This window comes from Bradyrhizobium sp., assembly GCF_035935975.1.
Taxonomy (GTDB): Bacteria; Pseudomonadota; Alphaproteobacteria; order Rhizobiales; family Xanthobacteraceae; genus Bradyrhizobium.
Genome location: NZ_DASYWN010000006.1, coordinates 173,375 through 187,398 on the forward strand (window position 1 = coordinate 173,375; position 14,024 = coordinate 187,398).

10 protein-coding genes are annotated in these 14,024 nt (G+C 65.8%); 7 read left to right on the top strand and 3 right to left on the bottom strand.

The window, feature by feature from the left end; genetic code table 11:
• The first annotated feature begins 94 nt into the window (after positions 1–94).
• The 4 genes from VGR99_RS01645 (at position 95) to VGR99_RS01660 (ending at position 5,306) form a co-directional block, all read left to right on the top strand.
• Positions 95–766 (top strand): OmpA family protein, encoded by a 672-nt coding sequence (locus tag VGR99_RS01645; RefSeq protein ID WP_326896552.1) that lies wholly within the window; start codon positions 95–97, stop codon positions 764–766.
• Positions 767–924: 158 nt separating this feature from the next.
• On the top strand, positions 925–1,854 hold the full coding sequence (locus VGR99_RS01650; protein WP_326896553.1) for an efflux RND transporter periplasmic adaptor subunit: 930 nt from the start codon (positions 925–927) through the stop codon (positions 1,852–1,854).
• Positions 1,854–5,000, top strand: coding sequence for an efflux RND transporter permease subunit (locus VGR99_RS01655; protein ID WP_326896554.1), 3,147 nt, complete (start codon positions 1,854–1,856; stop codon positions 4,998–5,000). The genes VGR99_RS01650 and VGR99_RS01655 overlap by 1 nt, the downstream gene beginning before the upstream one ends.
• A gap of 66 nt (positions 5,001–5,066) precedes the next feature.
• Positions 5,067–5,306 carry a DUF433 domain-containing protein gene (locus VGR99_RS01660; protein WP_326896555.1) on the top strand — a complete coding sequence of 80 codons (240 nt, stop codon included), beginning with the start codon at positions 5,067–5,069 and terminating at the stop codon, positions 5,304–5,306.
• Positions 5,307–5,317: 11 nt separating this feature from the next.
• Here the strand turns inward: VGR99_RS01660 and VGR99_RS01665 are convergent, their stop codons facing one another.
• Positions 5,318–5,992: a Crp/Fnr family transcriptional regulator gene (locus VGR99_RS01665; protein ID WP_326896556.1), complete on the bottom strand. Its 675-nt coding sequence runs from the start codon at positions 5,990–5,992 to the stop codon at positions 5,318–5,320.
• 235 nt (positions 5,993–6,227) lie between these two features.
• Between VGR99_RS01665 and VGR99_RS01670 the strand changes: the two genes are divergently transcribed.
• The 3 genes from VGR99_RS01670 to VGR99_RS01680 all read left to right on the top strand — a co-directional run bounded on the left by VGR99_RS01670 (position 6,228) and on the right by VGR99_RS01680 (position 12,150).
• A complete protein-coding gene (locus VGR99_RS01670) occupies positions 6,228–8,276 on the top strand; it encodes an AsmA family protein (protein ID WP_326896557.1) in 2,049 nt (682 codons plus the stop codon).
• A 229-nt stretch (positions 8,277–8,505) separates the two neighbouring features.
• Positions 8,506–10,953, top strand: a complete 2,448-nt coding sequence (locus VGR99_RS01675) for an adenylate/guanylate cyclase domain-containing protein (protein ID WP_326896558.1) — start codon at positions 8,506–8,508, stop codon at positions 10,951–10,953.
• A 369-nt stretch (positions 10,954–11,322) separates the two neighbouring features.
• Entirely contained in the window at positions 11,323–12,150 is an 828-nt protein-coding gene (locus VGR99_RS01680; RefSeq protein ID WP_326896559.1) for a hypothetical protein, read from the top strand.
• Positions 12,151–12,273: 123 nt separating this feature from the next.
• Here the strand turns inward: VGR99_RS01680 and VGR99_RS01685 are convergent, their stop codons facing one another.
• Together VGR99_RS01685 and VGR99_RS01690 are read right to left on the bottom strand one after the other, a co-directional pair.
• The gene (locus VGR99_RS01685; protein WP_326896560.1) at positions 12,274–12,444 is read right to left on the bottom strand and encodes an AbrB family transcriptional regulator; all 171 of its coding nucleotides are present in this window, start codon (positions 12,442–12,444) and stop codon (positions 12,274–12,276) included.
• 218 nt (positions 12,445–12,662) lie between these two features.
• Positions 12,663–13,976, bottom strand: a complete 1,314-nt coding sequence (locus VGR99_RS01690) for a Spy/CpxP family protein refolding chaperone (RefSeq protein WP_326896561.1) — start codon at positions 13,974–13,976, stop codon at positions 12,663–12,665.
• Positions 13,977–14,024: the final 48 nt, after the last annotated feature.

The window sequence follows — 14,024 nt, forward strand, 5'->3', positions numbered from 1 at the left end:
GACTAACGAACGGATGCCGCAGGCGGCCTTTCCCGGGGGGCTTCTCGCAAGAATTTTGGAACCGCGCAGGCTCGCTGCGCAGGAGGGACTGGCAATGAGATTGGCTGCAAAGGGATTTTCCGCGACCCTGTCCATTATCGCCGTCGGCGCCGCTCTGTCGCTGACGACCCCGCTCGCATTCGCCGGCGACGACGGCAACAGCAAGAACGTTACCGAGGACGAGATCGTCCGTGCGCTGGCGCCGCCGCCGAAGAAGCCGCTGACCCGCGGTCTCTCGATCGCCCCGCAGACCGATCCCGTGCCGAACGCGGCCGAGACCAAGCTGATCCAGTCCGTGCGCGGCCGCTCGACGCGTTCGCTGTCGTCGACCGAACGCGAAGAGATCGCGTCAGCAGCCAAGGACAAGCCGAACATCGATCTCGAAATCACCTTCGACTACAACTCGGCCAATATCAGCGCCAAGTCGATGCCCTCGGTGCAGGCGCTCGGCCGCGCGCTGACCAGCCCGGACCTGAAGGGATCGACCTTCGTGGTGGCGGGCCACACCGACGCCGCCGGCGGCGAGTCCTACAACCAGGACCTCTCGGAGCGCCGCGCGGATTCGATCAAGCGCTACCTCGTCGAGAAATACAGCATCTCGGCGACCGACCTCGTCACCGTCGGCTACGGCAAGAGCAAGCTGAAGGACCCGGCCCAGCCGATGGCCGAGGTCAATCGCCGCGTGCAGGTCGTCAACATGGAAAACAAGACCACCGCATCGAAGTAGACACGACGCAATCCTTTGAAGTGACCGGTCGCGATGTGGTGTAAAGTGATGTTGCCAGAGCGCGTCCCGCAGCCTTGCGGGACGCTGCTTTATTTCAGGGAAATGCTCTCAGCGGGCCTCGTACGGACGGCCGTGAGCCAGGCCAGGATGATCCGGCGATGAACCTCTCCGAATATCTCAAGCCGGCCGGAACCGTGCTCTTCGTCGTGGCCCTCGGCGTCGGCTATTATCTGTTCGAACATCGACGCCGTCCCGAGGTGAAGGAGACGCCGAGCGAGGCGCTCGTCATCGTCACGAAGTCGACCAACGCCTGCTTCTCGGACCTCGTCCGGGTGACCGGCTTCTTCGTGCCGCGCCGCGAAGCGGTGGTCGTCGCCGACCAGGAAGGTTCCAGGGTCACCGACCTCTTCGTCACCGAAGGCACCATGGTCACCGAAAATCAGGAGCTGGCGCGCCTGACGGCGCCGCCGCAGATTCCGGGCCAGCCGCAGCGGCCCGGTCCGCAAGGCCCGATCTCGCTGAAGGCGCCTGCCCCCGGCCTCGTCACCGAAGTCCGCACCATCGTCGGCGCACCTGCCTCGCCGCAGGCAGGCCCGATGTTCCGCATCGCGGTCAACAACGAGATCGAGCTCGACGCGCAGGTTCCGGCGGTCCACATGCCCAAGCTCAGCGCCGGCGCCACCGTACGCATCAGCCGCGACGACGCGCCCGATCTGATCGGCCGGGTTCGGCTGGTCGCACCCGAAATCGACCGCACCACGCAGCTCGGCCGCGTCCGCATCAGCGTCACCAATAATCCCTCGCTGAAGGTCGGCGTATTCGCTCGTGCGTCCATCGACGCCAAGCGAAGCTGCGGCGTCGCGGTTCCCAAGACCGCGATCGACCATCTCACCGTGCAGGTCGTCAAAGGCAACATTGTCGAGACGCGCAAGGTGCGGGTCGGACTGTCGTCCGACACCGCGACGGAAATCCTGGAAGGCCTCGACGTCGGCGAAATCGTCGTGGCCGACGCCGGCTCTTCGCTCCATGACGGCGACCAGATCAAGACCATGTTCGCCGATGAACTCGATCGCACGCGGGTACGCTGATGGCTCTCAATATTTCGGCATGGTCGATACGTCATCCGCTGCCGTCGGTCGTCTTTTCGATCATCCTTCTGGTCCTCGGCTGGACCTCCTTCGTGAAGCTCGCGGTGACGCGGCTGCCGTCGGCCGACATTCCCGTGATCTCGGTCGCGGTGTCGCAGTTCGGCGCGGCCCCCGCCGAGCTTGAATCCCAGGTCACCAAGACGGTTGAAGACGCCGTCTCCGGCGTCGAGGGCGTGCGGCACATCACCTCGTCCATCACCGACGGTCTGTCAGTGACCACCATCCAGTTCGCACTGGAGACCAACACCGACCGCGCGCTCAACGACGTCAAGGACGCGGTGACGCGCGTGCGCTCGAACTTGCCGCAGAACGTCACCGAGCCGCTGATCCAGCGCGTCGACGTGATCGGCCTGCCGATCGTCACCTATGCCGCGATCTCGCCCGGCAAGACGCCGGAGCAGCTCTCTTATTTCGTCGACGACGTGGTCAAGCGCGCGCTGCAGGGCGTGCGCGGCGTCGCCCAGGTCGAGCGCATCGGCGGTGTCGAGCGCGAGATCCTGGTCTCGCTGGATCCCGACCGCCTGCAGGCAATGGGCCTCACCGCCGTCAATGTCAGCCAGAGCCTGCGCGGCACCAATGTGGACGTCGCCGGCGGCCGCGCCGAGATCGGCAAGAACGACCAGGCGATCCGTACGCTGGCCGGCGCCAAGACGCTGAGCGACCTCGCCGGCACCATGGTCCCGCTGTTCGGCGGCGGCGAGGTGCGGCTCGACGACCTCGGCACCGTCACCGACACCATCGCCGACCGCCGTACCTTCGCCCGTTTCAACGGCGAGCCGGTGGTTGCGCTCGGCATCAAGCGCTCCAAGGGCGCGAGCGACGTGAAGGTCGCCGACGCCGTGCAGAAGCGCATCAATGCGCTCAAGGCCGCCTATCCCGACGTCGACCTCAAGCTGATCGATACCTCGGTCGAATACACCAACGGCAATTACGAAGCGGCGATTTCGACCCTGTTCGAAGGCGCGATCCTCGCCGTCGTCATCGTGCTGCTGTTCCTGCGCGATCTGCGCGCCACCATCATCGCCGCGATCTCGCTCCCATTGTCGATCTTCCCGGCGTTCTGGGCGATGGACCTGCTCGGCTTCTCGCTGAACCTCGTCAGCTTCCTCGCCATCACGCTGTCGACAGGTATTCTCGTCGACGACGCCATCGTCGAGATCGAGAACATCGTCCGGCACATGAACATGGGCAAATCGCCCTACCGTGCCGCGCTGGAAGCCGCCGACGAGATCGGCCTCGCGGTGATCGCGATCTCGCTCACCATCATCGCGATCTTCGCACCCGCGAGCTTCATGTCGGGCATCGCCGGACAGTTCTTCAAGCAATTCGGCATCACCGTCTCGGTGCAGGTGTTCTTCTCGCTGCTCGCGGCGCGCTTCGTCACGCCGGTGCTCGCCGCCTACTTCCTCAAGCATGGCAATCACGAAGAGCCGCCGCCCGGGCGCGTGCTGCGGTCCTATAACCGCATCGTGGCCTGGTCGGTGAAGCACTATTTCATCACGGTACTGATCGGCTTCGGCATCTTCGCCGCCTCGATCTGGAGCATCACGCTGCTGCCGCAGGGCTTCCTGCCGGCGCAGGACAGCGCGCGCTCGCTGCTGGCCCTCGAGCTGCCGCCGGGCACCCAGCTCGCCTACACCGAAAAGGTCACCGAGGACATCGTCGCCCGCCTGCGCAAGCGGCCCGAGGTGAAGAGCATCTTCGTCGACGGCGGGCGCGTTCCGCCGGGCACACAGGAAGTCCGGCGCGCCGCCCTGATCATCAACTACAAGCCGAAGGCCGACCGCGACATCACCCAGCGCGAGCTGGAGTTCTCGATCAGCCAGGAGCTGGAGAACATTCCGGATATCCGCTTCTGGTTCCTCGACGAGAACGGCCTGCGCGCCATCTCACTGGTCGTGACCGGCGTCGACGCGAACATCGTCAACAACGTCGCCAGCGAGCTCGCGACGCAGATGAAGCGGATTCCGACCATCTCCAACGTGATCTCGGAAACCACGCTGGAGCGGCCCGAACTGCGCGTCGAGCCGCGCGCCGATCTCGCCGCGCGCCTCGGCGTCTCCACCGAGAGTCTTTCGCAGACCATCCGCGTCGCCACCATCGGCGACGTCGGCCCCGCGCTCGCCAAGTTCGACGTCGGCGACCGCCTGGTGCCGGTCCGCGTCCAGCTCGAGGATGCCGCGCGCGGCAATCTGAAGACACTCGAACAGTTGCGCGTGCCGCTCGGCGAGCACGGCGAGAAGGGCGGCGTGCCGCTCTCGGTCATCGCCGACGTCAAGCTCGACCAGGGCCCGACCAGCATCAACCGCTACGACCGCGAGCGGCAGGCCACCGTTGCCGCCGACCTCGTCGGCTCCGCCGCGCTGGGCGATGCCACCAAGAAGATCTACGACCTGCCGGTGATGAAGACCTTGCCGAAGAGCGTGAAGGTCTCCCCCTCCGGCGACGCCGAAAGCCTGAACGAACTGTCCGACGGCTTCGCCACCGCGATCACGGCGGGCCTGATGATGGTCTACGCGGTGCTGGTGCTGCTGTTCGGCACCTTCCTGCAGCCGATCACCATCCTGTTCTCGCTGCCGCTCTCGATCGGCGGCGCGATCGCGGCCCTGCTCGTCACCGGCAAGCAGCTCACCACGCCGGTGTGGATCGGCATCCTGATGCTGATGGGCATCGTCACCAAGAACGCGATCATGCTGGTGGAGTTCGCCATCGAAGCCATTCACGCCGGCAAGCCGCGCGACGAAGCCATGATCGACGCCGGCATGAAGCGCGCCCGCCCGATCGTGATGACCACGATCGCGATGGCCGCCGGCATGATGCCGAGCGCGCTCGCGGTGGGCGCCGGCGGCGAGTTTCGCTCGCCGATGGCGCTCGCGGTGATCGGCGGCCTGATCTTCTCGACCATCCTTTCGCTCGTGTTCGTGCCGGCGATGTTCATGGTGATGGACGATCTCGGCGCCCTGATCTGGCGCTTCGGCAAGCGGCTGATCGTCCACAGCGAGGATACCGAGACGGCCAGCCACCACGAAGCGGCGGATGCGCCAGCACCGACGCCGAAGAACATGGTGCACCCCGCGGCGGAGTAAGCTTTGGGGCGAACCGGCTTAGAGGCATACGCTGGCGCATGTCGTCCGCACGCGCTAGCTTATGCCATGGCCTTTGTGCGTATCACGATGGACCCCGCCGTCTGCACTGGCAGAGCCTGCATTCGCGGGTTGCGGTTTCCAGTCGCGCGATTACTCAGTCTGCTGGCAGCCGGCGAGACGCGCGAATCCATCCTCAACGACTACCCGTATCTCGAGCGCGAAGACATTGACGAAGCGTTGGGATACGCGGCCCTCCTTGCAGAGGATACTGTCGTCGAACTGCCTTCCATCGTCCAAGCGAAATGAATTCGCTCGCCCTACTCGTTCCGCGCGATCGCGGTCAGCTTCGTCATGTTCCTCAGCAGGATCCGCCCGCGCTGGAGATCCAGGATCGCTTCCTTGCGCCAGGCCTGAAGCTGGCGATTGACGCTCTCGCGGGCGGCGCCGACGAAGATGCCGAGCTGCTCCTGCGAGATGTGCACCTCGGAACCGAAATCGGCCGCGAGTGCGCAGAGCCGGCGCGCCAGGCGCACCGGCAGCGGCTGCAGCATGGATTCTTCCATGCGCTCGCTCTGCCAGCGGATGCGCTGACACAGCAGCGCGATGATCTTGATCGCGACCTTCGGCTCGCGCTCGAGAAAGCCGAGGAAATCTTCGCGCCGCAGCACGAACAGCTCGCTGGCTTCGCCCGCGGTCGCATCCGCCGTGCGGCTCTGGCCGTCCAGCACCGCAACCTCGCCGAACAGGTCGCCCGGACCCATGAAATTGAGCGTCAGCCGGCTGCCATCGGAAGCGCCGGTCTCGATGCGGACCTGGCCGCGCCGCACGCCGAACAGCGCGTCCCCGGCATCGCCCTTCTGGAACAGCACCTCGCCATTCCCCAGATGCTGGGTGTGGCAGAGATTGGACAGCCGCTGGAGCTCGTCCGCGCCGAGATCGGCGAACATCGGGTTCATCTTCAGGATGACCGCAAATTCGGCCTGTTTGCTCATTTCAACGTCCTTATGAACTTTCCTGTCAATTTCGGCGGCAAATCGTTTGGAACCATCAGCGTCAGAATCGCGTAAAACCGCGCCAGAGAAGTGTGTCATAAGTCACATAACTTTGCAGCACCCCCCGACTATTTTTGACCGGCTGGAGCGGCTTGCCGTCCCGGGATAAACTCACGCACAACAAGCGGGCGTGCGGCCGGGTTCGGCGCGGTTTGTCCGTCGTTGGAAAGTCGAGATGAGAGCAGTGAAATTCGCCGGCGCCGCGTTCGCCGCCGTCATCGTCGTGATCGCGCTTCTGCTCGTGGTCGGGATCCCGTCGGGCTTCCTGACCTCGACGATTGCCTCGCGCGTCGAGAGCGCGACCGGCTATCGCCTGTCGATCGACGGCACCACCAAGATCAGCCTGTGGCCGACGCTGAACGTCACGCTGAACGATCTCATCCTTGCCGACCCCAAGGACCGCAGCGGCATCACGCGCCTCACGATCGACAGCATGCAGGCCGACATGTCTCTCTCGAGCGTGTGGTCGGGCAACCCGAAGATCAGCGAGCTCGTCGTCACCCATCCCGTGCTCTACCAGCCGCTGCTGCGTGAGCGCCTGCCGAATGCCGGCACCTCGTCGAAGCCGCTCGCGCTCGATGCGGGCGGCGCGACCATCGACCGCGTCAAGATCACCGACGGCGAGGTCGCCTTCTCGCGCCTGCGCGATCGCGTCGAGGGCCGCATCAGCGCCATCAACGCCGATGCCGTCGTCGGCCGCGACCGCAAGGTCAACATCACCGGCACCGCGCGCGTCGGCGAGCACCCGACCAAGTTCGACATCAAGGCAACGACGCCGGCGCCGCCGACCGATCGACCGACGATCCCGGTTGATTTCGCCATCGACATGCCCGACGTGCTGAAGTCCCAGCTCGCGGGTCACGCCGAGATGCGGCTCAACGGCGATCTCGTGATGATCAACGGCGTGAACGGCACGCTCGGCGATGGCGCCTTCAACGGCTGGGCCTCGGTCGACATCGCGAGCAAGCCTCTGGTCAAGGTCGATCTCGACTTCCAGCGCCTCACGCTCCCCTTGGCGAAATCGCCGCAGGGTGCGACCGGACAGCCCTGGAGCGATGCGCCGATCGACGTCTCCGGACTCAATTACGTCGATGCGCAAGTCAGGATCTCCGCGAACGAGGCCGTGATCGGCGATGCGCGCCTTGCGCCGCTCGCGCTCGATGCAAAACTCGCCGGCGGCGTGCTGAAGGCCGGCACCGCCAATCTCGGCGCCTATGGCGGCCAGGTTTCGGGCGAGGTGATCCTGGATGCGACCTCGGGCGCGCCGAGCTTTGCGATGCATTCCGACCTCGTCAATGTGCGCGCGCTGCCGCTGCTGCAGGGCCTTGCCGAATTCGACCGCATCGACGGCAAGCTGCAGGCCAAGCTCGCGCTGCGCAGCGCCGGCACCAGCCAGCGCGCACTGATGGCGAACATGCAGGGCACGGCCTTCGTTAATTTCCAGGACGGCGCCATCCGCGGCATCAACGTCGCGCAGATGATCCGCTCGCTGACCTCGGGCACGCTGTCCGGCTGGCAGGAGAGCCAGGAGCAGAGCACCGATCTGTCGCAGCTCTCGGCCTCGTTCCGCATCGACAAGGGACAGGCGGTGACGACCGATCTCAATCTGATCGGTCCGCTGGTGCGCGTGACTGGCGCGGGCACAATCGCGCTCGACACCAAGATGATGGGCTTTCGCGTCGAGCCGAAGCTGGTGATGACGACCGAGGGCCAGGGCCGCACCTCCGATCCGGTCGGCTTCGGCATCCCCGTGATGATCCAGGGCAGCTGGTCGCAGCCGCGGATCTACCCTGATATGGCCGGCATGCTCGACAACCCCGATGCCGCCTACGCCAAGCTGCGCGAGATGGGCAAGGGCCTGTTCGGACCTGACGGCGCCGGGCTTGGCAACATTTTGGGCAGCCTCGGTAACCTCGGGCTCGGCGGCGCAACCGCGCCGGGCGGCAATGCGACCGGCAACGCCAATCCGCAAGGCCAGCAGCCGGGGCAGAACAATCCGCTCGGCGGACAGCTGGGCGAGGCGATCGGCAATCTGATCCAGCAGGGGCTTTCGAACGGCGCAGCGACCGGCACGGGCACCAGCCGCAGCCGCAGCCTGCCGGCCGCGCCATCGACACCGGCGCCGCAGGCCTCGCCCGCGCCCCCGGCCCAACCGGACCCGCCGATGGCGCAGCAAGACAGTCAGCCAATGAACGACGTGCTGCGGCAGCTTTTCAATCGATGATGGGCGGACCAACGCTCTGGACTCCACGCCAATCCCTTACATCGGCCGTCCCGCCCGCGGCTTCCTCCGAACGGATGAGGCTGCGACGATTCAGCCCCCTGCCGCCCCGGACGTGACGCCGACGGCGGGTAACCACGCCGCCGGTCCTCCGGCCCAAATTATGTTAGAAGGACGGCTGGGCCCGGACGGCCCGTAGCGCCGGCGTCGATGGCGGCGCAAGAGGATCGGGATGGCAGGAGCGAACGACAAGACACGGTTTCTGCGCGAGGGCCTGTTCGCCAAATACGTCGTCTCCCTCGTCGGCCTCGTCGTGTTCGTGCTCGCCGTCAACGGCGCGATGGAGACCTGGATCTCCTATCGCGCCACCAAGACATCGCTGACCGGCGGGCTCGAGGACAAGGCGCAGGCCGCGGCCCGGCGGATGGAGCAGTCGATCTCCGAGCTCGAACGCCAGATCTCCTGGGTGACGCGGGCGAGCCAGGACACCCTCGAGAAGCGTCGCGCCGACTACGCCCAGCTCCTGCACCAGGTCTCGGTCGTCAATCAGCTGTTCCAGCTCAACGGCGACGGCCGCGAGGTACTACGCGTCTCGCGCCAGTCGACCACCACAGGCAGCAATGCTGACCTCTCGCGCGACGCGCGCTTCACCGACACCGTCGCCCGCGGCGTCAGCTACGCGCCGGCGTGGTTCGTCGACCGCACGCCGTTCATGTCGATCTCGGTGGCGCATTCCGGCTTCAATGCCGGCGTCACGGTCGCCGAGCTCGATCTCAGCTTCCTCTCCGACTTCCTCTCCGACACCCAGGTCGGCAAGGCGGCCTTCGCCTATGTGGTCGACCCGCGCGGCCGCGTGCTGGCGACGTCGTCGAAGGGCCCCGATGTCGGCAAGGATCTGTCGAAGCTGCCGCAGGTGGCCGCCGTGATTTCGCCCGGCCGCGAGCCCGACACCTCAGGCACCGACTTCAACGGCCATTCGGTGCTGACGGCCGCGAGCACCGTGCCGAAGCTCGGCTGGAGCGTGCTGTTCGAGCAGCCGACCACGCAGGCGCTGACGCCGATCCGCGACCAGCTCGTGCGCATCGCGCTGCTGATCGGCATGGGCCTGCTGGTCGCGATCCTCGCCGGCACGCTGCTCGCCCGCCGCATGATCATTCCGATCACGGCGCTGCGCGACGGCGCGCACAAGCTCGGCGAAGGCGATTTCGACCACCGCATCGACGTCCACACCTCCGACGAGCTGGAGGATCTCGCCGGCCAGTTCAACCGCATGGCCGACCAGCTCCAGGAGACCTATTCCAATCTCGAGACCAAGGTGGATGAACGCACCCGCGACCTCGCGCAATCGATCAACGAATTGAAGGTGCTCGAAGAGGTCGGCCGCGCCGTCGCCTCCTCGCTCGATCTCAACGCCGTGCTGCCGACCATCGCCGCGCGCGCGATCGAGATCACTCATGCCGATGCGGTATTGATCTACGGCTACGACGCCGAGGCGCGCCGCTTCAACCTGGTCGAATCCAATGGCATCGACAAATCGGCCGAAGGCGCGCATGTCACGATCGGCGAAGGCGAGAACATTTTGAGCGATGCCGCCGACAGCGGCGAGCCGATCGCGATTGCCGACCTCGACCATGCCAATGAGCAGCCGCTGCGCGATGTCGCGGTCAATGCCGGATTCCATTCGGTGCTGGTGGTGCCGCTGGTCGACCAGCAGGGCACGCTGGGCTCGCTCGTGGTGCTGCGCCGCGCCAGCGGCGAATTCGCAGGCAGCCTCATCGGGTTGATGCGCACCTTCGCCAACCAGGCGGTGCTGGCGATGCGCAATGCGCGGCTGTTCACCGAGGTCGATCACAAGAGCCACGCGCTGGAAGCGGCGAACGAGACCGTGCGCGCCCAGGCCGACAAGCTGCGCGAGCAGACCGAGCAGCTCAAGGACTGGAACAAGTCGCTGGAGGAGCGCGTCGCGACCCAGCTCGGCGAGATCGAGCGCATCCGCAAGCTCGAGCGCTTCCTGGCGCCGCAGGTGGCGCAGCTGATCGCCTCCTCCGACAGCCCCGAGGGACTGCTCACCAGCCAGCGCCGCGAGGTGACCGTGGTGTTCTGCGATTTGCGCGGCTTCACCGCATTCACGGAAGCGACCGAGCCGGAAGAGGCGATGAACGTGCTGCGCGAATATCACGCCGCGCTCGGCAAGCTGATCTTCAAATACGAAGGCACGCTCGACAAATATGCCGGCGACGGCGTGATGATCCTGTTCAACGCGCCGATCCAGTTCGAGGACCACACCCAGCGCGCCGTGAAGATGGCGGTGGAGATGCGCGACACCATCGGCCCGCTGACCGAGCGCTGGCGCAACCGCGGCCACAGCCTCGGCTTCGGCATCGGCATCGCGCTCGGCTATGCCACGCTCGGCCAGGTCGGCTTCGAGCAGCGGCTGGAATATGCCGCGATCGGCAGCGTCACCAACCTCGCCTCCCGCCTCTGCAGCGAAGCCAAGCCCAACCAGATCGTGGCGAGCCGCCGCGTCTACGGCATCGTCGAGCCCTTCGTCGAAGCCCGCACCCTCGACGATCTCCAGCTCAAGGGCTTCAATCATCCCGTGCTGGCGATGGAGATCCTGCGCTGGCACGACGAAGCGGAGAGCGTGGTGGATGCGGCCGCGGCACGGCGGCTGGGGTAGCCGCCACTCGCCACGCAGTCATGGCGAACTTGTAGCCTGGATGGAGCGAAGCGTAATCCAGGGTTCTGCCGACGTGGCGAGACCGCCCCGGATTGCGCTTCGCTCCATCCGGGCTACGAGACCAACAAAAAATGCGAAAACAACCCCATGCACAGTAGACGGGGTGTGTGGAATCAATGACTTGCGCGGATGCTGTCGTGGTTTGACACGTCGGGCAAAACACCGGCAGAATAGCATGATCCCCAGCCCTCTCGGTACGAACCACATCCGTCCTCGTTGCGACTAACCATCGCCTCAATGGCGAGGCTCGAATTCGGATGGGAGAGTCCTGTGGCGTTTGCCTTGCCTTCGCGCGCGTATGATTTGCAGATGCTGGACCGTCCCGCAGACCGTGAGCGTGACCAGGGCTGGGTCTATGGTCTGCCGCCGGGCATCAGCAGCGAGCAATGGCCGCTCGATCCCATCACCGGCTTTCCGCTGATGCACGGCTTCACGCTGAAGCTGCCGGAGGATTATCGCGTGCATGGCGAGGACATCGTCGCGGTGTCGTTCTTCGCTACCGCGCCCGACCACAATGACGGCGGCGCGCCCGATGACCCCGAGATCCGCGAGGCGGTGATGGCGCGCGCCTCGCATCCGCGGCTCTCGCGCATGACCGATATCCTCGATTACGAATATGCCGCGCTGCTGCTGACCAGCCGCGAATACGAAGGCGCCTTCGCAACGCCGCCGGCGCCGCTTGCGCTGGCGACAGCCGACCGGCCGCGCTGGCTCGATGTCGGCGGCGCCAGTGCGTTCTTCGAGGCCGCCGCGCCTTACGCCAAGAAGAAGTTCGCGGCACCACCGCGCAACGATCTCAGCGAGACCCGCGCGATCGCGCTGACACCGCGCGCGAGCGATCCCAATGCCGGAAAGGGCCCGCAGGACGAGTACACGCGGCGGAATCCGCCGACCGGGTATCAGCCCTATTACTACTATGTCGGCGGCGTGCCGAGCCGCGACAATTTCCGCCTGCACGAGTGGGGCAAGGACCACGCCCAAAACCATCTCGGCGGCACCATGCGGCCCTGCCAGGCCGTGCCGGAGATGAGCCCGTTCTACGTCGAGTTCGAGGAATATTTTGGCGGCTACAATTTCGGCGGCGGCAACGCGCAACTCGACTTCAGGGATATGAAGTTCGACTGGGCGTGCGGTTGAGGCCACAGGGCCTCGCTCGACATCTGCGGCAGATAGCGGGATCCCCCGGCAATCGTACTCGGCCCCACCTGGCGGTAAGCGTCGGTCGAATAGGCGGATATCCGATAATTCTTTCGAAGACGCTCACGGCCCGTTGGCATGGTCGCGGTCGAACTTGTAGTCTTCAGGCAGCGGAAACTGGAATTGCTCGACCTGCCTCAGAAATTCCGCTCGCGTGTCGATCTTCTCCGCTGCGAGCTGGCCCTCCGAGGCTTCCTCCACATTGAGATTGTCGCGCGGAGAAAGATTCAGCATCTCAACAAGCGCCTTGGACAGACGAACGGCCAAGCTGTGCCCCCATTTGAAAACATTCACGGGGAGCCTCCATGATATTCAGAACTACTTATAGGGTCGGATGGATACCACCACGCTTCAAGAGCGGAAGCGGCTTTCAACGGTGGATTCGAGAAATAGATGGCTTGCGCCGGGCAGCATCGGCGGGATCGGCCAGTACGAAAACTCTAGGCTTAGCTTCACGCCCCCCGCTTCGGGCCCATCGCCTCGAAGCCGGCCTTCTGCTCGTCGCTCAAATCCGCCTCGAAATCGTCGAGCGCGTCGCTGACGCCCTTGACCGCTTGCAACATCGTTTCCAGGCGCGCCTTCACCGCGGTGAGACGCGCCTGCGGTGTCGCGGCAGCTTTCGTGGGGCAGGCGCTCAAGGTCTCCATCGTGCGCAGCGTGGTGTCCTGAAGCACCTCGAGGCGGGCGCGGGCGGTGTCGTCGAGCTTGAGCGTGGATGCGATGTCGGCGGGCCATTGCTGCTGAATGAGCTGCTCGTATTGGCGCTGCGCCTGCACATCGTAGCGGGGATCGTAGCCGGCCTCGCAGGCGGCCGGCGTCTGCGCGTCCTTGGGCTGGCCCGCTGCAAGCGCGGCACGGCGCTCCTTGGCGAGCCCGTCAAGTCTTGCCTTCTGGTTGTCGTCGAGCAGGCCCTCGAATTTTGCGAGCGGCGGCGCGATGGCGTCGGTTGCCTTGATCATGGCCTCGAGGCGGGCCTGCATCAGGCCGAGGCGTTGCGCTGCGGTGGCGGGCACCTCTGCCGGGCAGGCCGCGCGAATGCTGTCCTGGGCAGCCGTCCAGGCGGTGACGAGTTCGTCGAGCGCGGTTCGCTGCAGCTCGTTCGGCTGCACGGCGGCAGTGATGCGATCGGCGGGGAAGCCGGCGGGGTCGCTGGCATCGCAGATGTTCTGCGCCGACGGAATTTTGCGCGCGCGCCTGCCTTGCGGCGCGGTGTAGGCGGCGAGCTCGGTCGCCGCATAGGGCGCGAAGATCGCGGCGTAGATATCGCCATAGCCATAGAGCGAGAGGCTGGTCGTATCGGCGAAGATGACGGCATTGGTGAGATCGTCCTGTGCGAACGGCCAGAACACCGGGCCGGCCCAGCCATAGCTGCCGTCGGGATGGCGCCACCAGCCCTGCGGACTGCGGCCGCCACGCCAGCCCGACAGCGCCGCCTGCGCCGTGAGCGCCGCGCGAAGGATGTAGGGATTGGATGGCTGCTCGCGGGCGACGCCGCGGGGATCCTGCGATCGCAACGCGGCCGAGCGGTAGCGGCCGCCCCGTACCGCCATGCGGGCATGACGCAATCGCGACATCCCGATCACGTGGCCGACGGCAAACCGCGCAACGCCGAGCGGCCCGCCGCGAATCCCGAATTGCGCCTCGGCTTTGTCAGGCAACAGCACTGCCGCAATCACGAGAGCCGCGCCGGCAAGCGCCAGTCCCATGCGTCCCGGAATGACCGCTGACCTCACCACCTTGGCCCTCCTCCAGCGCCAAGCGCGCATTACCTCGCATCACGAAGACGCGCGGAGGAACCAAATGTTCCCTGGGAA

What these genes read in the sequence shown, in the direction of transcription:
- VGR99_RS01645 (WP_326896552.1), top strand. Translation starts at nt 95, where the DNA reads ATGAGATTGGCTGCAAAGGGATTTTCCGCGACCCTGTCCATTATCGCC.
- VGR99_RS01670 (WP_326896557.1), top strand. Translation starts at nt 6,228, where the DNA reads ATGAGAGCAGTGAAATTCGCCGGCGCCGCGTTCGCCGCCGTCATCGTC.
- VGR99_RS01690 (WP_326896561.1), bottom strand. Translation starts at nt 13,976, where the DNA reads ATGCGCGCTTGGCGCTGGAGGAGGGCCAAGGTGGTGAGGTCAGCGGTC.
- VGR99_RS01655 (WP_326896554.1), top strand. Translation starts at nt 1,854, where the DNA reads ATGGCTCTCAATATTTCGGCATGGTCGATACGTCATCCGCTGCCGTCG.
- VGR99_RS01680 (WP_326896559.1), top strand. Translation starts at nt 11,323, where the DNA reads ATGCTGGACCGTCCCGCAGACCGTGAGCGTGACCAGGGCTGGGTCTAT.
- VGR99_RS01675 (WP_326896558.1), top strand. Translation starts at nt 8,506, where the DNA reads ATGGCAGGAGCGAACGACAAGACACGGTTTCTGCGCGAGGGCCTGTTC.
- VGR99_RS01685 (WP_326896560.1), bottom strand. Translation starts at nt 12,444, where the DNA reads ATGCTGAATCTTTCTCCGCGCGACAATCTCAATGTGGAGGAAGCCTCG.
- VGR99_RS01660 (WP_326896555.1), top strand. Translation starts at nt 5,067, where the DNA reads ATGGCCTTTGTGCGTATCACGATGGACCCCGCCGTCTGCACTGGCAGA.
- VGR99_RS01650 (WP_326896553.1), top strand. Translation starts at nt 925, where the DNA reads ATGAACCTCTCCGAATATCTCAAGCCGGCCGGAACCGTGCTCTTCGTC.
- VGR99_RS01665 (WP_326896556.1), bottom strand. Translation starts at nt 5,992, where the DNA reads ATGAGCAAACAGGCCGAATTTGCGGTCATCCTGAAGATGAACCCGATG.